The 21,105-nt window shown below is 43.5% G+C and carries 23 protein-coding genes and 1 tRNA gene; 12 read left to right on the top strand and 12 right to left on the bottom strand.

Annotation, left to right across the window (positions count from 1 at the left end):
* Positions 1–19: 19 nt before the first annotated feature.
* Entirely contained in the window at positions 20–619 is a 600-nt protein-coding gene (gmk, locus tag V7K40_RS28825; RefSeq protein ID WP_334965890.1) for a guanylate kinase, read from the top strand.
* Between the two features lie 57 nt (positions 620–676).
* On the opposite strand, the gene V7K40_RS28830 is transcribed toward gmk, so the two are convergent.
* From V7K40_RS28830 to V7K40_RS28840, 3 genes are all read right to left on the bottom strand, one after another.
* Positions 677–1,198, bottom strand: a complete 522-nt coding sequence (locus V7K40_RS28830; RefSeq protein WP_334965832.1) for a photosystem I reaction center protein subunit XI — start codon at positions 1,196–1,198, stop codon at positions 677–679.
* A 244-nt stretch (positions 1,199–1,442) separates the two neighbouring features.
* The gene (locus V7K40_RS28835; protein WP_334965833.1) at positions 1,443–1,577 is read right to left on the bottom strand and encodes a Photosystem I reaction center subunit IX; all 135 of its coding nucleotides are present in this window, start codon (positions 1,575–1,577) and stop codon (positions 1,443–1,445) included.
* A 39-nt stretch (positions 1,578–1,616) separates the two neighbouring features.
* Complete coding sequence (locus V7K40_RS28840) at positions 1,617–2,114, bottom strand: Photosystem I reaction center subunit III (protein WP_334965835.1); 498 nt, start codon at positions 2,112–2,114, stop codon at positions 1,617–1,619.
* 281 nt (positions 2,115–2,395) lie between these two features.
* Between V7K40_RS28840 and tsaD the strand changes: the two genes are divergently transcribed.
* Positions 2,396–3,448 (top strand): tRNA (adenosine(37)-N6)-threonylcarbamoyltransferase complex transferase subunit TsaD, encoded by a 1,053-nt coding sequence (gene tsaD, locus V7K40_RS28845; RefSeq protein WP_334965837.1) that lies wholly within the window; start codon positions 2,396–2,398, stop codon positions 3,446–3,448.
* A 275-nt stretch (positions 3,449–3,723) separates the two neighbouring features.
* Here tsaD and V7K40_RS28850 read toward each other — a convergent pair whose 3' ends face one another.
* Positions 3,724–4,635, bottom strand: coding sequence for an alpha/beta hydrolase (locus V7K40_RS28850; RefSeq protein ID WP_334965839.1), 912 nt, complete (start codon positions 4,633–4,635; stop codon positions 3,724–3,726).
* 121 nt (positions 4,636–4,756) lie between these two features.
* Entirely contained in the window at positions 4,757–5,476 is a 720-nt protein-coding gene (locus tag V7K40_RS28855; RefSeq protein WP_012410214.1) for a hypothetical protein, read from the bottom strand.
* A 445-nt stretch (positions 5,477–5,921) separates the two neighbouring features.
* On the opposite strand from V7K40_RS28855, the gene V7K40_RS28860 reads away from it, so the two are divergent.
* The 6 genes from V7K40_RS28860 to V7K40_RS28885 all read left to right on the top strand — a co-directional run bounded on the left by V7K40_RS28860 (position 5,922) and on the right by V7K40_RS28885 (position 10,923).
* Positions 5,922–6,473, top strand: a complete 552-nt coding sequence (locus V7K40_RS28860; RefSeq protein WP_334965841.1) for a GNAT family N-acetyltransferase — start codon at positions 5,922–5,924, stop codon at positions 6,471–6,473.
* A gap of 304 nt (positions 6,474–6,777) precedes the next feature.
* Positions 6,778–6,851 (top strand) — tRNA-Pro (locus V7K40_RS28865).
* A gap of 611 nt (positions 6,852–7,462) precedes the next feature.
* Complete coding sequence (locus V7K40_RS28870) at positions 7,463–8,281, top strand: Tic22 family protein (RefSeq protein ID WP_334965843.1); 819 nt, start codon at positions 7,463–7,465, stop codon at positions 8,279–8,281.
* Between the two features lie 25 nt (positions 8,282–8,306).
* Positions 8,307–9,197, top strand: coding sequence for a peptide chain release factor N(5)-glutamine methyltransferase (prmC, locus tag V7K40_RS28875; RefSeq protein WP_334965845.1), 891 nt, complete (start codon positions 8,307–8,309; stop codon positions 9,195–9,197).
* Positions 9,198–9,274: 77 nt separating this feature from the next.
* Positions 9,275–9,883: an L-threonylcarbamoyladenylate synthase gene (locus tag V7K40_RS28880; RefSeq protein ID WP_334965847.1), complete on the top strand. Its 609-nt coding sequence runs from the start codon at positions 9,275–9,277 to the stop codon at positions 9,881–9,883.
* A gap of 98 nt (positions 9,884–9,981) precedes the next feature.
* Positions 9,982–10,923 (top strand): HAMP domain-containing sensor histidine kinase, encoded by a 942-nt coding sequence (locus V7K40_RS28885; RefSeq protein ID WP_334965849.1) that lies wholly within the window; start codon positions 9,982–9,984, stop codon positions 10,921–10,923.
* On the opposite strand, the gene V7K40_RS28890 is transcribed toward V7K40_RS28885, so the two are convergent.
* From V7K40_RS28890 to V7K40_RS28910, 5 genes are all read right to left on the bottom strand, one after another.
* Positions 10,886–11,356 (bottom strand): GNAT family N-acetyltransferase, encoded by a 471-nt coding sequence (locus tag V7K40_RS28890; RefSeq protein WP_334965851.1) that lies wholly within the window; start codon positions 11,354–11,356, stop codon positions 10,886–10,888. The genes V7K40_RS28885 and V7K40_RS28890 overlap by 38 nt on opposite strands.
* Before the next feature lie 97 nt (positions 11,357–11,453).
* On the bottom strand, positions 11,454–11,867 hold the full coding sequence (locus V7K40_RS28895) for a hypothetical protein (protein WP_334965853.1): 414 nt from the start codon (positions 11,865–11,867) through the stop codon (positions 11,454–11,456).
* A gap of 72 nt (positions 11,868–11,939) precedes the next feature.
* Complete coding sequence (secF, locus tag V7K40_RS28900) at positions 11,940–12,917, bottom strand: protein translocase subunit SecF (RefSeq protein ID WP_334965855.1); 978 nt, start codon at positions 12,915–12,917, stop codon at positions 11,940–11,942.
* The gene (gene secD / locus V7K40_RS28905) at positions 12,914–14,332 is read right to left on the bottom strand and encodes a protein translocase subunit SecD (protein WP_334965892.1); all 1,419 of its coding nucleotides are present in this window, start codon (positions 14,330–14,332) and stop codon (positions 12,914–12,916) included. The genes secF and secD overlap by 4 nt, the downstream gene beginning before the upstream one ends.
* 232 nt (positions 14,333–14,564) lie before the next feature.
* Positions 14,565–15,548: an alpha-ketoacid dehydrogenase subunit beta gene (locus V7K40_RS28910; protein ID WP_334965857.1), complete on the bottom strand. Its 984-nt coding sequence runs from the start codon at positions 15,546–15,548 to the stop codon at positions 14,565–14,567.
* A gap of 502 nt (positions 15,549–16,050) precedes the next feature.
* Between V7K40_RS28910 and V7K40_RS28915 the strand changes: the two genes are divergently transcribed.
* From V7K40_RS28915 to V7K40_RS28925, 3 genes are all read left to right on the top strand, one after another.
* Complete coding sequence (locus V7K40_RS28915; protein ID WP_190914163.1) at positions 16,051–16,263, top strand: hypothetical protein; 213 nt, start codon at positions 16,051–16,053, stop codon at positions 16,261–16,263.
* 185 nt (positions 16,264–16,448) lie between these two features.
* Positions 16,449–16,676 carry a type II toxin-antitoxin system HicB family antitoxin gene (locus V7K40_RS28920; RefSeq protein ID WP_334965859.1) on the top strand — a complete coding sequence of 76 codons (228 nt, stop codon included), beginning with the start codon at positions 16,449–16,451 and terminating at the stop codon, positions 16,674–16,676.
* A 79-nt stretch (positions 16,677–16,755) separates the two neighbouring features.
* On the top strand, positions 16,756–16,890 hold the full coding sequence (locus V7K40_RS28925; RefSeq protein WP_334965894.1) for a type II toxin-antitoxin system HicA family toxin: 135 nt from the start codon (positions 16,756–16,758) through the stop codon (positions 16,888–16,890).
* Positions 16,891–17,103: 213 nt separating this feature from the next.
* Here the strand turns inward: V7K40_RS28925 and hemB are convergent, their stop codons facing one another.
* A complete protein-coding gene (gene hemB / locus V7K40_RS28930) occupies positions 17,104–18,084 on the bottom strand; it encodes a porphobilinogen synthase (RefSeq protein WP_334965860.1) in 981 nt (326 codons plus the stop codon).
* Between the two features lie 364 nt (positions 18,085–18,448).
* Positions 18,449–18,808: a DUF4870 domain-containing protein gene (locus V7K40_RS28935; protein ID WP_334965862.1), complete on the bottom strand. Its 360-nt coding sequence runs from the start codon at positions 18,806–18,808 to the stop codon at positions 18,449–18,451.
* Positions 18,809–18,932: 124 nt separating this feature from the next.
* Here V7K40_RS28935 and prfC point away from each other — a divergent pair, with 124 nt between their 5' ends.
* The gene (gene prfC / locus V7K40_RS28940) at positions 18,933–20,582 is read left to right on the top strand and encodes a peptide chain release factor 3 (protein ID WP_334965864.1); all 1,650 of its coding nucleotides are present in this window, start codon (positions 18,933–18,935) and stop codon (positions 20,580–20,582) included.
* Positions 20,583–21,105: the final 523 nt, after the last annotated feature.

Consider the following 21,105-nt stretch of genomic DNA (forward strand, 5'->3'; position numbering starts at 1 on the left):
TGATTCACAGGTTGAAGGGATGATGCCAGTTTTACCCATCCAGAGTAATGCTACTACCGAAGAATGTTTACATTTAGGCAGGTTGATTGTTTTAACTGGCCCCAGTGGGGTCGGCAAAGGTACTTTAATGCGATCGCTCCTACAACGTCATCCAGAACTGTATTTTTCTGTATCAGTGACGACTCGTTCTCCCCGTCCAGGGGAAATCGATGGCAAAAATTATTACTTTATCAGCCGTAGTCAGTTTGAACAATTAGTGGCTGAAGGAGAATTTTTGGAATGGGCAGAATTTGCTGGTAACTATTACGGTACTTTGCGTGAAGCTGTGCTTAACCAAATTCATTCCGGCAAGTTGGTGGTGCTGGAAATTGAGTTAGAAGGGGCAAGACAAATTCGTGCTTCCTTCCCCAGTGCCTTCAGCATTTTTATTTTACCGCCTTCCTTTGATGAATTGGAGAAACGAATACGCGATCGCGCCCAAGATTCTGAAGAAGCGATCGCCCGTCGTCTACTCCGTGCAAAAGTAGAAATTCAAGCCGCAGATGAATTTGATATTCAAATCGTTAATGACGATTTTGAAACTGCTTTAAATGATATTGAAGCGGTTTTGTTTAAATAAGTTAGGAGTTAAAAGTTAGGAATTTCAACTCCTAACTCCTAACTTCTGATTTCTAAATTAACCAAACAAACCTTGAATTGATGCTAGATTGCTAGTCAAAAAGTAAGCAACTACTGCACCACCAATACCACCAATCAAGAAAGAAAAGGCGAAGTCGTTCCAGCTTTCTTTAGAGTTAAAAGCATCTGCCGGAGGTCTAGGTACGGTAACGCTAGGAAGTGCTTTGGGCGGATTGCTATTCGCATATAGGGATAGAGCGCCGGTAAGGACAACAACCAAACCTATAGCTGCTAATAATCCAGCTAAGTTAGCATCAGCTGTGTCTCGCAGTGGCCCCAATTTGGCAAACGGGCCAAATATCCAGTACCCATGAGCCATGCCAATTTCTACCGCACGTCTACCAGGGCTAATACCTTGACGATAGGCAGGTAAGTTATTAATGAACCACTTGCTCAAGGGAGAAGCATTAACCGGGGTTTCTAGGTTGCCTAGCTGTGGATCGCCCAATGCCGGAAAAACAACTTCCCGATTTCTGGGATCGCTGGGAAGATTCTTTGATGCATCTACTGCTTGTGCCATATTTTTCTGTTCGCCTCTAAATTAAAATGGTGGCATTTTTATATTAATAATAATTGAGGCTAAAGATGCTTTTTAATTGGGAAGTTTAGAAAAATTAATTTAGCTGCTTTCAAAAGTATGAAACTCGTGATGCTGTAATTAGCTTACGAGTTTCATAAAACTATTTTGTTAGTAGTTAGTAGTTACTAGTTATTAGTTAATTGTCAACTAACAGCTAACAAAATTTTTGAATCCTGTCTTCAACTTATGGTAATGGGTGGAAAAGTAGGTCAGGAAACCAGTAATTGAATAAAATCAACAAAACGGCTGTAAAAACCAAATTTACAAAAAGTAAAACTGGTCCCAAGGATAGATATTTCACGAAATAATTCTGTTGCATGAATCATTCTCCTAAATAAATCAAAAGTTGCAGCAAGGGTTAGCGTGGCGAAATGGGAATTTCTGTATCTTTAGCTATTAATTCGCCAGACAGAAATTCTTTTATGGCTGCTACGGGCCAAGTAAAGCCTGAGAGCATAATTGGCAATGCCAAAGGTACTTCAATGATTACTTCTTTCAATTCCACGTTGTTGCCTTCTTTCTTGATTGCTTGTAGGTAGGCACGACCTACCCAACCAATCCAACCAGCAATATAGAGGAACAGAATGCTGGGGATCAGGAAGTCACCAGCATGATTTAGACTACCATCAACAATCAAGTGGGGGTAACCCTCAGGACCACACAGCTCTTGAGAATAACGCTCAAATCGCTTTATCCCGGATTCGGGGTCAGCGGTGGTATTACGGGCATTTGCTGCTAGCTGTTGAAAAGCGGGATTGTCCCTGCACGGTGTCAAATTAGCCCCTAAAGCTTTTGCTGGGGAGGCAAAATTGAACCAAAGACAAATCGCTAAAATCAAAGCAAACAATCGTCGCATGGAGTTGTTTCCTTTTACTACAAAACAAAAAGTTTTTTGTACAAAACGAAGCGGCTTGTACAGTTGTTTATTTGCATAACTAGGAAGTCATCATACTCTTGGGTGGTAACCGAGTAAAGTTTAAGTAAATAAAAGTTAAAGCTTCTCAACCAAAATGGAGTACTGAGTGCTGAGTCACGAGTGCCGAGGATAAGAATTGTTGTTGTAGGGTAGTAAAGAAGCAAGATTTTGTCTCTACTACTCAAGATTCAGCACCTAGCACTTAAGACTCAGCACTCTCAATGGCAACCGTTTTAGCAATAGAAACCAGCTGTGATGAAACTGCCGTCGCAATTGTTAACAATCGTAAAGTTTGCAGTAGTATTGTAGCCTCGCAAATTCTAGTCCATCAGCAGTATGGCGGGGTAGTACCGGAAGTAGCATCTCGCCAGCACTTGGAAACAATTAATGAAGCGATCGCACAAGCCCTAGAGCAAGCCCAACTAGACTGGGAGAAAATTGACGCAATTGCCGCCACTTGTGCCCCTGGACTCGTAGGAGCGCTGTTGGTGGGGTTAACTGCTGCCAAAACCCTGGCGATGGTACACAACAAACCATTTTTGGGAGTTCATCACCTCGAAGGTCACATTTACGCAACTTATTTGAGCGAATCAACTTTAAATCCCCCTTTCTTGAGTTTATTAGTTTCTGGCGGACATACAAGCTTGATTTATGTCAAAGGTTGTGGTGTGTACGAAACACTGGGACAAACCCGTGATGATGCTGCAGGTGAAGCCTTTGATAAGGTGGCACGATTGTTAAAGCTGGGTTATCCGGGTGGCCCAGTGATTGACAAGTTGGCACAACAAGGAAATTCCCAAGGCTTTAGCCTACCACAAGGAAAAGTTTCTTTACCTGGTGGGGGATTTCATCGTTACGATACGAGTTTTAGTGGGTTAAAAACGGCTGTATTGCGTTTAGTGCAGCAGTTAGAGAAAGATGGTGGACAAGTACCAGTGGCAGATGTAGCGGCTAGTTTTCAGGAAACCGTAGCGCGATCGCTAACTAAAAGAGCGATCGCCTGTGCCCTGGACTATGGTCTAAACACAATTGCTGTTGGTGGCGGTGTAGCAGCTAATAGCGGGTTGAGAAAAAATCTCCAAGCCGCCGCCGTTGAACATAACCTACGCGTCCTATTCCCACCTTTGAAATTTTGTACCGATAACGCCGCCATGATCGGCTGTGCCGCCGCTGACCATCTATCCTGTGGTCATACATCTCCCTTCACACTAGGCGTTGAGTCTAGGTTAGCGCTTACCCAAGTGATGAAGTTGTATCATCCGACGAAGTCGTAAGGGGCACAAGGGCAGGGGAGCAAGAATTTTAGATTTTGGATTAAAGAATTGAAATTTAATCCAAAAGACGCTCGCGGACTCGCTCTAAGCGAACGCAAGAGCGTCTCTAAGAGTTGCCATGCCGTTGGCGTACCCCTACGGGGAAGCAAGCTACGCAAAGCGTGTCGCAGACAAGCCTCTCGTTCGCGTTCGCGTCTCTGAAAGAGAAGAGAAGGCTTTACGCTGCGCTATCGTCAATTCCATTATCCAAAATTGAATTGCCCAATGCCCAATACCTATTGACTATTGACAATCGACCGGATGTGATCAGCTACTGCATCCGGCTGTTCCAACATAGCCAGGTGTCCGCAATCAGGAATTTCCAAAACATTGTCACCACAATATTGGAACAGTCTGTGAAAGCTAGCTAAATGGCGCACATACTTGGGTTCCATAACCTTGTCTTCGGCACCAGCCAAAAAATAAACTGGCTGCTTCAATTGGGATACTAGCTCAGGTAAACGATTGATTTCTTCCTCAGTTGTGGAGTCTAACAGACTTCCCAGAGATGCTTCTGGGTCAGCCACGACGAAATCAATCAGCCGCTGACGTGCCCAATAGCGCTCCAAAGGACGAGCCACAGTGGCTCTGGTAAAGAGCAAATCAATCAAAGGCACTTGGGACAACCAGCGCGGGCGGACTTGCAAAAATTTCTGACCCGCCGAGCGAAACTGCTCAAAGGCTTCTTTGAGGTAAATACCACCACCAGCGTTGATACAGATGACTCCCTTAACACATTCAGGTATTTGATCTGCTCCCCAGAGAGCGATCGTGCCTCCCAAGGAGTGACCAATTAGCCAAGCACTGGTAATATTCAGCTGTTTCAAGAGAACTGCTAAATCCTGAGCATAGGCAACAGGAGTGTAAAGAGAATCGATTGGTGAGCCAACCGCACTACTGGAGATGGGCATCAGGCTCAGAGACGTTTGTGCCCGACTAAAATCGGTTTTTACCTGGGACTGGGATTCACCGAAACCCCGCAAATCATAGGACAGGCACTGCAAATCATCTGATAGGCGGGAAATCACAGGTTGCCAATACCCACGGCTATTGAGCCAACCGTGGATAAATACTAAAGCATGGGGGCAGGAAGTGGGAGCCGTTAGCTCGTATGCGTGTGGAACGCCCAAGATTTCGATAGTTGCCATACTTATATCGTACCCCTAAGGGCGGGTGCGACTAAATACGGAATGCAAAGAGTTAGGAGTTAAGAGTTAGGAGTGAGGAGTTGTTAATTTTTAACTCATAACTCATAATTCATAACTTTTTTCATTTACCCAGCAACCTCTGTCGCACCCCTTCAGCAATTTTGTGACCGAGATATTCAGGAATGAGGCTTTCATTCGGCCCCAACAAGTAAAGAATTAGGCGTGTACGTCCACGCCAAACCAGTAAATTGGCATTGACTACCAGCAGGTCTTCCTGCCAGATGGCGTACATCACTTTGTAGAATAATCCTGGTTGATTATCGGCTTCAATCACTAAGGCAGGGAGATGAAAGACCGGATCGACATAAAACTCAGTTTGTACCTGCTCTAAGCCAGTGTCAAGATTGAATTCCACTGCCAGCATTTCTTCTACCTCAAACCGACCTCCTAAAGCCTCACGAATGGCGCGACAGACATTTTCTGCGGTTTTCTCGGTCAAGGCTTTACTACCACGAGACACCAACAGTTTGATAAAAACTAACATCGGCGGACGGATCTGACCGTATAGACTCAGACCGTGGATAGTTAACCCATAAGCTGCTAGCACACCAAAAATATCGCTGAGGAGAAAAGACTGGTTGCGGTAAGCGAAATGCAGGGCACTTTTGCTACCTTCCGGTTTCAGCTCAATAACAGCGCGTCTAGTTTTATAGAGACGGTAGGCTAGGCGCAAATTTTGCAGTTGAATCTCACTGCTGACGAATTGCTCATAAAACTGGGGAAACGCTCGGTTAAAGCGCTTTAGGAGTTCCAGTGTCGAAGATTTTAAACCAGAAGCCATTGTTAAGGGTAAGACTCGCTTGCTTTCATCACCTGGGGACTAGGGGCTGGATGTTGGGGGCTGGGGACTGGGGATTAAGGAAGAATTTTCCTAAATACTCAATCATCTTGTATACAATTCACTCCTAAGCTAACGTGCATTTAAGCTCTATACGAGCAATTGCCATGATTAGGTTTTTAGTTTTTGTGAATTTTGAATGAGTGAATTTTTAATTGGTTATATCCTTACCTTTTGGTGAATTTCTCCTAGCCTCTACAACAAAATGCTAAAGTTGAAAATGATTGGTGTGAAACACGCTCTAACTGGCTGTTACCATTGCAAATCCCGAAAACAACCGAAAAACTTTGAGTGTAAGGGGTAGTAAATGGGGGTAGCCATGTTAAATGTGAATCAACACTCCTGAGAGTGGAAACCAATTCAGTTATACTACCCGAACCACGTTGGCATGGGTTTTTGGAAAACTTGGTTTAGTACTCCTGAATCTGTAGCGACAAGTAGGACAAACCCCTTTGAAGAACATACAGTGAATGCTGCGGGCAACTCCAACCCCAGCAGCATTAGCGAAGCTTCTTTAAAGGAGGCTCGCATCGTCTTCAGCACGGAGCGAGATATTGACCTGTATGAGCTAGAAGAACTCTGTGATGCAGTTGGTTGGTCGCGTCGTCCTCTAAGAAAAGTGAAAAAAGCTATTGAGCATAGTTTTCTTGTCGCCTCAATGTGGCAGGTGAGAGGAAACCAAAAGCGGCTCATTGGTTTTGCCCGCGCTACCTCAGATCACGCGTTTAATGCCACTATTTGGGATGTAGTGGTTCACCCAGACTTTCAAAGTCAAGGACTGGGCAAGGCATTGATGAAATACGTTCTCAAAAAACTTAGGAGTGAAGAAATTAGTAATGTCACTCTCTTCGCCGACCCCCATGTTGTAGATTTCTACCGAACTATGGGGTTTATGGCTGATCCGGAAGGTATTAAAGGCATGTTCTGGTATCCTCACTAGCGCTCAATCAAAATAAAACCAGATTTGCCCAAGAAAATCAGGTATAATAGTGAAACTCTATTATTTTGATGTGGTTTTGCTTTTTTCAGCCGACGAAGGCGCAAGTATATATCTTGTAAAACTAAGTCGGCAAAAAACCTTTATCAGTGTAAGGATGTAATCTTGATCGTGTTTACATAAAATAAAAGATATTAGGCGTGAGGCGTGTTATCTGATATAATTAACTTAATACTTTTGGTAAAGCGCAATCGCTTTGGTGGGAAATTAAAACTAAACCCCAACCCAAAAAGTAGATAAGTCTAACCGGGATGTAGCGCAGCTTGGTAGCGCGCCTGCTTTGGGAGCAGGATGCCGCAGGTTCAAATCCTGTCATCCCGATTTAATTAATATAGTTAACAGTTAGGGTGGATTAACTAGAGTTTTCTTGCTAAGATGTGCAATTAAATTGTCCTTTTTAGGAAGAATATCAATCAGGCTGTTATGATGTTGGGTTGGCTATAAAAGCCTAACAGGCAAATTTCCTCTTTAAGCAGTAAAATGTTCCAGACACTGAGCTTTGTATAGATTTGAGAAAATATTAAAGCAAGCGTAGATGGAACGATTGATTAACTAATAGCGTCACCCGATATTAGAAAAAGCCGATAAAGTGGCATTTATCATCTCCAAGGTCGAGAGACAGAGAGACTTTTCACTATTTGAAAAGACATACATATAATATGCATCTACAGCATTTCGTGATGAATAGCAAAGCGAAATCGAGAAAAACACAACTTTAGCAGAGTCAATTTGGGAAAACAATACTATACTATAGCAACCCTAAATAGTTGCGGAATATTGGATTTAGACCGTTGACGGTTAACATTTAACCTCAAGGCGCACAACGAATTTTTCACAACTGAAATAGATTGCTATATAACTAAAGCTAGTTGGTGCTATGCAAATCCAACCATTTGTTTCATTTAATTGGATTATTGATGCGAGGAGTAGTCATGAAATCATTTATTCGCTTGGGCGCAACATTGGGTATAGCTGGCAGTGTGTTTTTAGCGGGACTTTCAGGAATAGTCAATCTACCAGGAATAGACAATCTAGAGGCGATGGCGTTGCCACAAGATCAGGTAGTGAAAACGCTCCAAGAAGTACCAATATTCACGCTCACTAATCCTAAAGGCGAATTCGTAGTTATTTCGAGAAACAACGCATCGAAGCCTGTCTCTCAAGTGGGATTTTTTATTAGCAAGCTAGATGCTCAAAAATTCCTTGACAATCGGCTCAAAAAAGAAAACCCCCAGTTGGCAAGTACGCTACAGGTGAGACCTTTGTCCTTGGCAGACTACTATAAAATACTCCAAGAAAGCAAAAAGAAATCAGACTCTACAATTTATACTTTAGTACCGACGCAAGAACAAATAGCATCAGCAACTAGTATGCTGAATCAAAATGGTAAAAAAGGGCAGCAATTCAATGGTATTCCCTTATTTGTACCCAAATTTAAGAAAGATAATAGCTATTTGACCATTCCCGTCCCCAAAGGCAACGAGCGATTAATCCCATTCTTTTTTGAGAAAGAGCAAGCAGTAGCTCTGTTAGACCAATTCAAAAAAGCCGTGCCAAAGGAAGCAAACAACACTGAGATTCAGGTAGTGGATTTGTACGGTGTTATGGAGGCTCTCAATAGCAGCAACGATCCTGGTATAAATAAAATTCTTCTGTATCCATCAAGAGAGTCGATCAATTTTATTCGATCGCTTTCCTCGAATCAATCACCAGCTGCCAGGCCTGCTGCTGCGCCCGCTCCGAAAAAATAACGGATATGCACTCCAAGGTTGAGGCATGGGGGAGAAACATCTGATAGTTTCTGGTTTACAACTTTGGCAGTGGCGCAATACTGCTCACCAAGCAGCGATCGCCACTGATGTGCCACCAATGGAGGTAGATTGGCTGCTCCAAGAGGTAGCTGGGTTAGACCGCTTGGCACTGCGTTTGGAGTCTTTTAAAAACTGGCCGCAAATTCAGATGCAGTTGCCTTTAGAAGAGTTAGACCAGTTATGGCAGAGGCGATTAAATGACCGCTTGCCAGTGCAGTATATTGCTGGAGTTACACCTTGGCGTCACTTTCAAATCGCGGTGTCGAGTGCGGTATTAATTCCCAGACCAGAAACAGAGGGCTTAATTGATTTAGCTCTAGCAGCTGCTAGCGGTGTGTCAGGACATTGGGCGGATTTGGGGAGTGGGAGTGGAGTGATCGCCATAGGATTAGCAGATGTCTTGCCAAAAGCAACAATTCATGCAGTTGATTACAGTTTAGAAGCTCTGGCGATCGCTCAAGCCAACGCCTATAATTTGGGTTTTGCTGACCAGATTAAATTTTATCAAGGTTCCTGGTGGGAGCCACTGGCATTTCTCAAAGGTCAGTTCAGTGGTATGGTATCTAATCCCCCTTACATACCCACCAGTACCTTACCGACTTTGCAACCAGAAGTAGTTAACCATGAACCACATCTAGCTTTGGATGGTGGCACTGATGGCTTAGATTGCATTCGCCATTTGATAGAAATTTCTCCCAGCTATTTGCAACCTGGTGGCGTGTGGTTAATTGAAATGATGGCAGGGCAGGCGGATGCAGTCCGAGAACTTTTGCAAAATCAAGGTAGCTATTGTAAAATTCAAATTCACGCTGATTTAGCTGGAATTGAACGCTTTGCCCTTGCTTATAAAAGTTAGGAGTGATGAGTGATGAATGATGAGTTATGAGTTATGAAATTCCTCACTCTTAACTTCTAACTCCTAACTTTGTGAACATGACACAAGTTTCTCTAACAACTTTAATAGCTGGCGCACGCGCTGGTCTTTTGGTGAGCTTTCCTACGGATACCGTTCCTGCACTTGCAGCGATACCAGAAGAAGCAGGATTAATTTTTCTGGCGAAGCAACGCAGTCAAGACAAACCTTTGATTTTGATGGCTGCTAATGCTGAAGATTTGTGGCTGTATGTTAAAGGTAATGAAAACGAGTATAAAGTTTGGCAAGAAATAGCAGGTAAATATTGGCCAGGAGGGCTGACATTAGTCTTACCAGCAAGTGATCACCTGCCAAGAGTTATGAACCCCATCGACCCGACAACAATAGGCATCCGAGTCCCAAACAGTGCGATCGCCCAAACTATTTTGGCGCAAACAGGCCCTCTTGCCACCACTAGTGCCAATTTTTCCGGTCAGCCACCTTTGCAAACGATGGCAGAAATTGAGGTTCAGTTTCCCCAGGTTCTGACTCTAGCAACGACAGAATACCAGGGTGAAATACTAGGGGTGGGTGTACCTTCCACCGTTGCTAAATGGACAGGGATAAATTGGCAAATTTTGCGGCAAGGTGCGATAAAGTTAGAGATTTCGACTGATAACCAGATATAGGTAGCTATAATATTGTTTTCCTGATTTGAACAACAGAGAAATCTGGAACTTTAGTTTGCCCTGTTGTGGTTAATTAATAACTTAATAATTGCCAAATTATGAATTGGAGCAACTGGATATATCTAGGAGCAGGACTAGCACTAGGTATAAGTTTTCATAGGTTATTTGCGCGATGGCTACGCCCAAAGCAGGCATCGTCAAACGTTTCATTTAGCTCATCCCCACCAGCACCATTAGAGCAAGAGGATATGCCACCAGTATCGCAACAACTACAGCAAACGCAGCTGGCATACCAAATGGCAAGGGAAATGGGCCAGTTTAAAGCTGGTTTTTTGGCGCGGACTACCCATGAATTGCGATCGCCCCTTAATGGTCTGATTGGCTTGCATCAGTTAATTTTGTCGGATCTGTGTGAAGACGCCGCTGAAGAGCGAGAATTTATTGCCCAAGCTCACGAGCGAACGCTGAAGCTGCTCAAGCTGATGGATGAAATTCTCACTGTTGCTAGAACCGAACACGGTACCAATAAATTAGATATTCAGCCCAGACCATTAGCCCAAATTCTGGAAGAGGTTCATAACTTAACTTATATGCTGGCGGCAAATCGCAATTTTCCCTTGCAATTGTTACCCGCCAACCCAGAAATTTATGTTTTGGCAGATTACCTCTGGCTTCGCCAAATATTAATAAGTTTAATAGACATTGCGATTACTCAGATGCAGGAAGGCAGCATTTGTATTTCCAGCAGCACTGTGCCTACAAATAATTTTGTTAACATTTGGCTGGATATACCAACCCATGCCATACCCTGGAGCGAGCCGATTGATTTGCTCAAATCTGAAGAGCAGCCAACCCAGATTAACCAAAAGAACGCTGCTCTTTCGCCCGGAATGAGGCTATTAATCAATCAGACTTTAGTGGAAGTTATGGGAGGAAAGTTAGAAATCCTGCCCTCGACCATTGTGAAGGAACCATCTGGGCAGGTTACCAGACTACAAATCTCTATCCCCCTAGTGATTCCTGAAGCTGATCTTCTGTAGCAGGAAGGAAAGCAAGGTGAGTTAGGTTGTATAGCACCATCGTAGTGGTTGTGTTGGGCTGGAAACCAATCTTTTCGTAAAATCCCTGCTGGTGAGTAGTCATCAGGTAAACACGCTCAACCCACCTCATGCGGGGATGACTCAAAACTGTTTTTACTAAATTGCTTCCCAACCCATTACTTTGATAGTCTGGATGAATCACAACATCCCAAATCGTGGCACGATATATGCCATCAGATGTTGCTCTAGCAAAGCCAATTAGTTGATCGCCAAGGCAAACGGAAATCACTGGCTCACTATTAGCAATAGCTATACCTAAATCCTCAATACTGCGGCCCTTTGCCCAGAAAGCTGAAACGTTTAACAGTTCTTGCAGTTGGTGAAGGTCAATTTCAGACTTGCGATCGCTAAATTGAATCTGAGACTCGTTCATGTATGGCATCCACTTTTGGCAGTATCTTTGTATAGTTAAGTCATATTTTGGGAGAAATTGCTGTACGTGTATATGTATATGCAACGAGAAAGAAAAATTAATCACAAACCCACTTCCACAGAGGATGAGTAGGCCCCTGCTGACGTATCCGATAAACCTGTTTTTCTAAACGTTGTTTTTCCTGCTGTGGTAGTCCGAGTAAGATATTTCGACTTTGCCAAACTAAAACAGCAGCAGTCATCCCAATACAAAAGGCTAAACCGAAGGTAGACAGTGGATGGTAGAAAAGTCCATATCGCACCGCCACCCAGGTAAAATATTGTTCCCACAGAGAAATTTCTGCACGTAGATCCCAGAAGCTAACAGGCGCAATGATAAGCCACAAACAACCGACAAACAGCCATCTTCCATATACTGTGAGTTTGTGTAGCCTTTGTACTTGTTGAATAAAGGATGCGTCAGAGTTCTCAAATTCTGAGTCAGTAGTTAATGGTTCTTCAGGTTGATCCATAGGGGAATAAAATTGCAAAGCATAGATGAGCAATTCAAAATGCTTTAACCCAATTGTGAAATGCACACAAGTTTAACTATCCTGAGAACTGGCAGATGTATCAATTGGCTCTGCGTTCTCCACCATCTGGTATTGACTCCTGCGCTCTCGCCACCAAGCTAGGAGAGAACCGGCAATGAAAATACTTGAATATGCACCCATTGTGAATCCAATAATTAAGGCAAGGGCGAAGTTTCTCAGGGTTTCGCCGCCAAATAAGAATAGGGAAAATAATGTTAGCAAAACGGTTAACGTGGTATTAATTGATCGCGTTAAAGTTTGATTGATTGCATCATCAACAATTTTGTCAATGTGATCGTTAGGATGTAGATTTAGTATTTCCCGAATGCGATCATAGATGACCACGGTATCTGTCACCGAGAAACCAGTAATAGTCAAAATAGCAACGACGAAAAGGCTATCAACTTCAATACCTGCTATTAATCCCAAGATGGAGAAAGCACCCAGCGTAATCAAAACATCATGGAACAAGGCAATAATTGCGATTACGGCATAGTCCACCTGGAACCGCACACTCAAATAAATAACGATCCCAGCAAAGGAGACAACCAGAGCTAATAACCCTTGGGTAAATAGCTGACGACCAAGTGTCGGGCCAACAGTATCAATTTGAGTAGCTTTGGGGTTAAAGGCTCCAATTTTTTCACTTAAAGCTGTTTGCAACTGGGTGCGTTGCTCGACATCTAATGTCTTTGTGCGAATGGATATTCCCTGTTGTTTTTGACCAACAACTTGGATGCTACTATTATTTAGTTTCTGGGCGTCAACTACTTCTCTGACATCAGAGATATTAATCGGTTGAGTACAGTTGTTTGGTTGTGTACAATCGCGTTCAAATTGTAGTCGCGTACCACCAACAAAATCTAAACTGGGACGTAGCGATGCGCCTAGTTGTTGCCAAGAAATCAGCATCGCCACGATGCTAATGATCATCAGGGTGGCAGAAATTGTCCACCAAAGTCTCCGCTGTTTGACGACACTAAATTTCATGACTGCACCTCCGCACCAGACTTAATTGACGTTGAGAGATTGGGACAAAACAACTCTGGCTTACGCAAGTTGGGAAATCCCAATGTTAGGAACAGCAGTGTGCGACTACAAGTAATTGCAGTAAACAAATTCACCCCTAACCCTAGCGCCAATGTCAAAGCAAAGCCTTTAACTAAACCTGCTCCTAACCAAAACAGTGCTGCACAAGAAATTAATGATGTGACATGACTATCTAAAATGCTAGACCAAGCTCGGTAGAATCCTGACTCTACAGAACGATATAAAGTTTTACCAGCACGTAGTTCTTCACGGGTGCGCTCAAAAATCAATACGTTAGCATCAACTGCCATGCCGATACTGAGGATAAACCCAGCAATACCGGGGAGAGTTAATGTAATGCCTAGCAAAGCGAAGGTGCCATAGGTCAATAGCGCATAGATAATCAAAGAAAAGTCGGCAATTAATCCTGGTAGTCGGTAGTAAACTAACATGAAAATCAATACTAACAGCAATCCGCCCATACCAGCGTAAATACTGCGTTGAATACTATCTTTACCTAAGGTTGCCCCGACGGTACGGTTTTCAACTATTTCTACTGGTACGGGTAATGCCCCACCGCGTAGTTGCACGCCTAAGTCATTGGCTTGTTGTGCGGTAAAACGTCCTGTAATTACGGCAGAGCCACCACTAATACCTGCGGCGGCAAATTCTATACCCACGGTAGGAGCGCTGATCAATTCATTGTCCAGAAAAACACCAATACTACGCCCAGTACCAGCAAGATTTTTTGTCAAATTGGCAAACAGTTCACCACCCTTTTGGTCGAAACGAATGCCAACATGCCAGTTGTTACCTTGAGTGGGTTCACCATAGGCATCCTTGAGGTATTTGCCAATTAGCGGTGGATTGGTGCTTTCAAACAATTGGGCGATCGCTTGATTATTTTTTTGTAAATCTTCTTGATTCTTAGCAATTGCTGCTTTGTCAGTACTCTTTCTCAATTCTTCTTGCTTGACTTTCAATTCGGATCTAGATGCTTGGAAAGCAAACAGTTGGGTTTCTGTATTCGGCTTTTGGCTACGAAATTCTAACTGCGCCGTCCCCCCTAGCACCCGTTCGGCTTGCTCTGGATCGTTGACCCCTGGCAATTGTACCAATATTTTATCTGAACTGACTGTTTGGATGACTGGCTCAGAAACACCCAGACCATTAATCCGACCTTCGACAACTTTCTTCACACCTTCCAATTCTCGTTCGGTGATTTTGGGAATTTCCGGTGATGGTTTCACCTGAATTGTTAGCTGTGAGCCTCCGCGCAAGTCTAGTCCAAGGGGTATCGGAATTGTGGCAATCACCGTAATAGCGGCGATTATCAGGACTAAAATTAAAATTAATAGCGATCGCTGTCTTTGCATACCATAACTCGCAACTGACAAACGCTATAATAGCGCTCTTTTGAGGAGTTTTGAGTTATGAGTTGGGAGTTAGGAGTTGGAAGTCATTCAATTTTAGATTTGGAATTTTGGACTTTCCTGCGGAACGCTACGCGAACGGCGTGAGCGCTCAGTCGAAGTCTAAAATCCAAAATTGGTGGAGTTAAGAGTTAAGACTCATACTTTAAAATTCTTAACTCCTCACTCCTAACTTTTAAACCCGCAAAGCTACCATTTTTTCTACAGCTTCCACTATTTGCTCTGGTTGGATGATTGTTAGTCGTTCCAGATTGCCGTTATAAGGTGTAGGGATATCTTGGGAAGAAAGTCGTAGTACTGGCGCATCCAATTCATCAAATAAGCGATCATTTATTGAGGCGATGACTTCTGCTCCAATGCCCGCGGTTCGCATGGATTCTTCCACAACAATGACTTTATGGGTTTTACGTACTGATGCACCAATAGTATCAAAATCTAATGGCTTGAGGGATATTAAATCAATAACTTCTGGATCATAACCTTGTTTTTCAAGTGTTTTTACCGCTTGTAGCACATGATGCCGCATCCGAGAATATGTAATAATTGTGACATCCGTTCCTTGGCGCACAACCTCTGCTTTATCTAGGGGTAGTAAATATTCTTCTTCTGGTAAATCTTCTTTCAAGTTGTAAAGCAGAACGTGTTCAAAGAACAACACAGGGTTATCATCGCGGATAGCAGATTTTAGTAGTCCTTTGGCGTTTCTTGGTGTGGAGCAGGCAACAATCTTCAATCCTGGCACAGCTTGGAAGTAAGTTTCTAGTCGCTGGGAATGTTCTGCGCCTAGCTGTCTTCCCACACCTCCAGGGCCGCGAATTACCATCGGAATTTTAAAATTACCGCCCGAAGTATAGCGCAGCATCCCAGCGTTATTGGATATTTGGTTGAAGGCGAGCAGTAAAAAGCCCATATTCATACCTTCGATTATGGGACGCAACCCAGTCATCGCTGCTCCCACTGCCATACCAGTAAAGCTGTTTTCAGCAATAGGCGTGTCTAGAATGCGGAGTTCGCCATATTTTTGGTACAGGTCTTTGGTAACTTTATAGGAACCGCCGTAGTGTCCAACATCTTCACCAAGAACGAATACGCTGGAGTCACGCGCCATTTCTTCATCAATGGCTTCCCGTAAGGCGTTGAAGAATAGTGTTTCTGCCATTTAGACCTTTTAGCATGATTATGGTTTTAGAATTTTATCGTGCTGCTGTCGCAAATACGGTGAGCGATCGCACTAGTTAGAGATTGGTTTTTTAAACGAGCCGCCCCAAGCAGAGAGCGAGTAATTGCCATAACTATATCAAAGCTATTTAATTTAGATTTTAGAGGTTTTATGAGCGATCGCCTTATCCTCTGGCAAATGCGGCTGATTTGTTTATGTAATAAAACTTAGATTTAATGTATAAAATAAGTTTAAAATTCTCCTGGTTGAAAGATACTAACCTGACTGAAGTCACGCCAGAGGAAAAAATCTGTTGTAGTAATAATTTAAATATGCCTACTGTAGAACAATTGAAAACGTTGTTTATCTTAAGTTTTTGGGCTACTAAAATGTATTTACCTGTGTTTTGAGTGCGAATCGATGAACGAACAAAAAACATTGTAATTCTTGCTGGTGAAGAGAATGAAATTATAATTTACCTAGACGGGAAGTGGAGATATGTATGAGTAAGCCAGATTTTATGACAATGCCCCGTGCCCAATTACGTCAATATATCCTTGATCATAGAGAAGATGATGAAGCTTTTCAAACTTATCTAGATAGATTCACCTCTGAAGACGCTGTAATCTTTCCTGCACCACAGTCAATAGATGATTTAGAAAACTTCCCAGAGTTGCATCAACAAAACCTAGAAAGATTACGAAAGCAAGCTTAAGCCCTCGCAATCCTCCAACAAGATTTTATAACTTGGCGACTGTGTAACGCTTGCGATCACTATCCCCATAACACCCACTCGAAAGGTTTTTGACGATATGCTGTCCAAAGTTGAGTAGGCTAGCAAAAACCGCAAGCATCGCAGTTACTATCAAGGTTGATAGACCTACTGTACTAAAGACAAAAATGAAGCAAACAACACAATTCACTGCTATCATTGAGCGCCAAAGGGATGGCTATGTATCCCTCTGTCCCGAACTCGATATCGCTAGCCAAGGTGACACAATTGAAGAAGCACGGAATAACCTAATTGAGGCATTAGAATTATTCTTTGAGACAGCACATCCTTCTGAAATTCAGCAAAGGCTGCACACAGAAGTTTTTGTTACACGCTTAGAGGTAAATATTGGGTAAACCTCGTGTTCTTTCTGCTAGAGAATGCCGCATTCTGGAAGAGAACGGCTTTGTACAAGTGCGCTAGCGTGGTAGTCACATTATTATGCAGATGCAAACCGAAGACTCAACAATTATTATTCCTGTCCCTAATTACGAAGAGTTACGCATCGGTACTTTACAATCTATCATTCATCAGTCAGGATTACCTCGTGTTTTATTTGAAGTTACTTAAACTGAAAAAACCTTTTTAGCCTTATATTGAACTTGCATAGGCGAGTATTTACCGCAAACATCGCAATAGCCAAAATACAAAGAATCTCACACCCAAACACCAAAACATAACTTTGCGTCTTTGCACCCACCAAAGTTCTGAGCGCCGGAAGTCGGCGCTTAGACTTCTGTCTGCGTGAGATTTTCCACTAAATTATTATTTAATAAGCCTAGCCTACTTTAACCATCGCGCCGCATCTTTGGCATGATAAGTCAAAATTAAGTCTGCACCAGCCCGTTTAAACCCAGTTAAAGTTTCCATAACCACCCGCTCCTCATCAATCCAACCATTGAGAGCCGCAGCTTTCACCATCGCATACTCACCAGAAACATTGTAAGCCGCAACTGGTAAGTTACTAGCTTCCTTCACCCGCCAGATAATGTCCATGTATGCCAAAGCTGGCTTAACCATGAGCATATCAGCACCTTCAGCGATATCCAATTCAATCTCTTTAATTGCTTCGCGGGCGTTACCTGGGTCCATTTGATAAGTTCTTCTGTCCCCAAATTGCGGTGTCGAGTCTGCTGCATCCCGAAATGGGCCATAATAACCCGAAGCATACTTAGCAGCGTAAGACAAAATTGGCGTGTCTTGAAATCCGGCTTCATCCAAACCCACACGAATTGCCTGGACGAAGCCATCCATCATTCCTGAAGGTGCGATGATATCGGCACCGGCTTTCGCTTGAGAAACTGCTGTTTTCTTCAACAATTCTAGAGTTGGGTCATTTAAAACTCGTCCTGTTAAATCACCAACTTGCAGATAACCACAATGACCGTGACTGGTGTACTCACACAAACAAGTATCAGCAATTACAATCAAATCTGGCACTGCTACTTTTACCGCCGTCGCTGCTTTTTGGACGATACCACAATCATGCCAAGCACCAGTGGCATCCACATCTTTATCAGCTGGAATACCAAATAGAATAATCGAAGGAATTCCTAAGTCGTAAACTTCTTTTGCTTCTTCAACAATTTTATCTACCGAAAGTTGGTAGACTCCGGGCATCGATTTCACTTCATTAGCGATTCCCTCACCTGGTACGGCAAATAGTGGGTAAATTAAATCGCTTGTTGTCAAAACAGTTTCACGAACCATCCGGCGCAGTTGGGGATGGGTACGCAGACGACGGGGGCGATGTATAGGAAACATAAAATTTTATGATGAAAAACAACGCAAATGGACACAAAATAAAGCGTCACAAAAGCAGGTTAAAACTTTCCTGCTGTCAGACAGACTACAAACAGTGCTTAACTGTCCTTTGCCCTACTCTTAATCAAACTGTGGGGCAATTTTGTATTTTACAGCTTGCTTGCATTTATCCGACGGACTAGAAAAAAAACAACATAGTAAGCAATTCACGCATTCACGCATTCAAAATGGTAAGACCCTCTGTTGGTAAAAATCTTGGCGATCGGGTCTAGAGCAAACTCAAGCCACAACAGTTTAATAGAAAATAACTCACAATTACCAATGCCCCCTACCCTGTTTGGCCAATGTCCAATGTTAATTTGTACTAAATAAATCGGAAAATGTAAGGATAACGGAAGGGTATATCAGGATTGCTGAAAACTCCGACGAGCGCCCAAATTGTTAATCCCCAGTGCAATATATATCCTAGAGCTGCTAGTGGCCCTAGCAATAATAGAGGTAACACCAACCAACCGAATAGAAAAAACAGCGCTCCCAGAATTCCTCCATAAAACCAGACATTAAAGTGGAAATTGATGGATTCTTTGGCGTTTTCTTTAACAACAGGATCATCAGATACCAGCAATATGGCAATAGGTATACCTACAGATACCAACGTTGTGCTGAAAAAAATCGCTCCATGAGACAAGGCAGATAGAAGCTTTCGCTTGTCTGTGTCGTACATTCCTTTCTCCTATTTAGTTAGCTTGTTGATTATATTACGACCCTATCACGAGCATCGTTGTCTTAAGATTAAAAGACTTGCCAGAGTCGAAAAAAATTAAGTTAAGTTACAAACAAATACAGTTATGTCAATTGAACTTCAGTCAGAACTTCTTCAAGCGGTTGAACTTCGCCGCAACTTTGCGATTATATCTCACCCGGATGCAGGTAAAACTACACTAACAGAAAAGCTACTCCTATACGGAGGTGCAATTCACGAAGCTGGCGCGGTCAAAGCGCGACGGGCACAGCGTAAGGCGACCTCTGACTGGATGGCAATGGAACAACAACGGGGCATTTCCATTACCTCCACAGTGTTGCAATTTGAATATCGGGACTGTCAAATAAATTTATTAGACACCCCTGGACACCAAGATTTCAGTGAAGATACTTATCGCACCCTTGCCGCCGCCGATAATGGAGTGATGCTGATTGATGCAGCAAAAGGTTTGGAACCCCAAACCCGCAAATTGTTTGAAGTGTGTAAGTTGCGGGGTATCCCGATCTTTACATTTATCAACAAGCTCGACCGTCCAGGAAGGGAACCTCTAGAACTGTTGGATGAAATTGAACAAGAATTGGGATTGCAAACCTATGCAGTAAACTGGCCGATTGGTATGGGCGATCGCTTTAAAGGTGTTTTTGATCGACACAAGCAACAAATTCATCTGTTTGAACGCAGCGCCCACGGCAGCCGAGAAGCCCGTGATACGATTATAGAATTAGGTGATCCAAGAATAGAAGAGCAGCTAGAACAAGACCTCTACTACCAACTGAAAAATGATTTAGAACTGTTAGAAGGTGTTGGACCAGAGCTGGATTTGCAGTTGGTACACCAAGGCAAAATGACGCCAGTGTTCTTTGGTAGCGCCATGACTAACTTTGGGGTAGAGTTATTCCTCAAGTACTTCCTCGACTATGCCCTTAAACCCGGTTCTCACTACAGCAGTGTTGGCGAAGTTCCTCCTACATACCCGGAGTTTTCGGGGTTTGTCTTCAAACTGCAAGCGAATATGGACCCGAAGCACCGTGATCGCGTCGCATTTATCCGGGTATGCACTGGTAAGTTTGAAAAAGATATGATGGTGAATCACGCCCGCATTGGTAAACTCATCCGTCTGTCTCGCCCGCAAAAACTCTTTGCCCAAGAGCGGGAATCGATTGATGTGGCTTATCCTGGCGATGTGATCGGTTTGAACAATCCCGGTGTTTTTGCGATCGGGGATACAATTTACACGGGACAAAAGCTCGAATATGAGGGGATTCCGTATTTTTCGCCGGAACTGTTTGCGACTCTCAGGAATCCCAACCCCTCGAAGTCTAAACAATTCCAAAAAGGCGTTGCGGAATTGCGAGAAGAAGGTGCTGTGCAGATTATGTATTCAACTGATGAAGCCAAGCGCGATCCAATTTTGGCGGCGGTGGGTCAGTTGCAATTCGAGGTGGTACAGTTTCGCTTACAAAACGAGTATGGTGTAGAAACCTTACTAGAGTTATTGCCCTACAGTGTCGCCCGTTGGGTTGAGGGTGGTTGGGAAGCATTAGAACAGGTGGGACGGATATTCAATACCACTACAGTTAAAGACAGCATGGGACGCCCAGTGTTGCTATTCCGGAATGAATGGAATTGTCAACAGTTACTTGGCGACCATCCAGAGTTAAAATTAAGCGCGTTGGCAAAGCCCGCCGTAGGCATCGCTCCAGTATTTTCTAGTCAACAACCAGTGGAGGAATAATTCACTTAACTACGAATTTTAGATTTTAGATTTTAGACTTCGACTTCGCTCAGTCGAACGATTTTAGATTTTTTGGTTTATGTCTCGATGCCATTTGACGGCAGTTGCTTCTCCTAAGAAAGACGCGCAAGAGACAAGTCGGGAAACCGCTTGGGCGCACTGCCTCCTTTATGCCGGAGAACCCGTCCACCGCAGTGGCTCCCCCTAGTGGAGCGAGTGCGGTCTTCTCCCATTCGTGAGAGGCTAGCGCCTGCCGTAGGATGCCCGTTCGCCGCAAGGCGTCCCTCCCGTTAGGGAAGGGCTGTAGGGGTCTCCCCAAGTAGAGCAACTCGCGTGGCGAACAAATCCAAAATGCTCAATTTAAAATCTTCAAGCCTCGTACCCAACAGGCACGGGGTCAATCCAAAATCCAAAATCCAAAATTGGTTGACAAGCAAAACTTGGCGCGGTTGAGTTCCACGGCATCCGAGGTTCGCGCTTTTGCACAAACGTGGATCACCTAGAAGAGATTGGAGTGCCAGAA

The organism is Nostoc sp. (assembly GCF_036917195.1).
Classification (GTDB): Bacteria; Cyanobacteriota; Cyanobacteriia; order Cyanobacteriales; family Nostocaceae; genus Nostoc.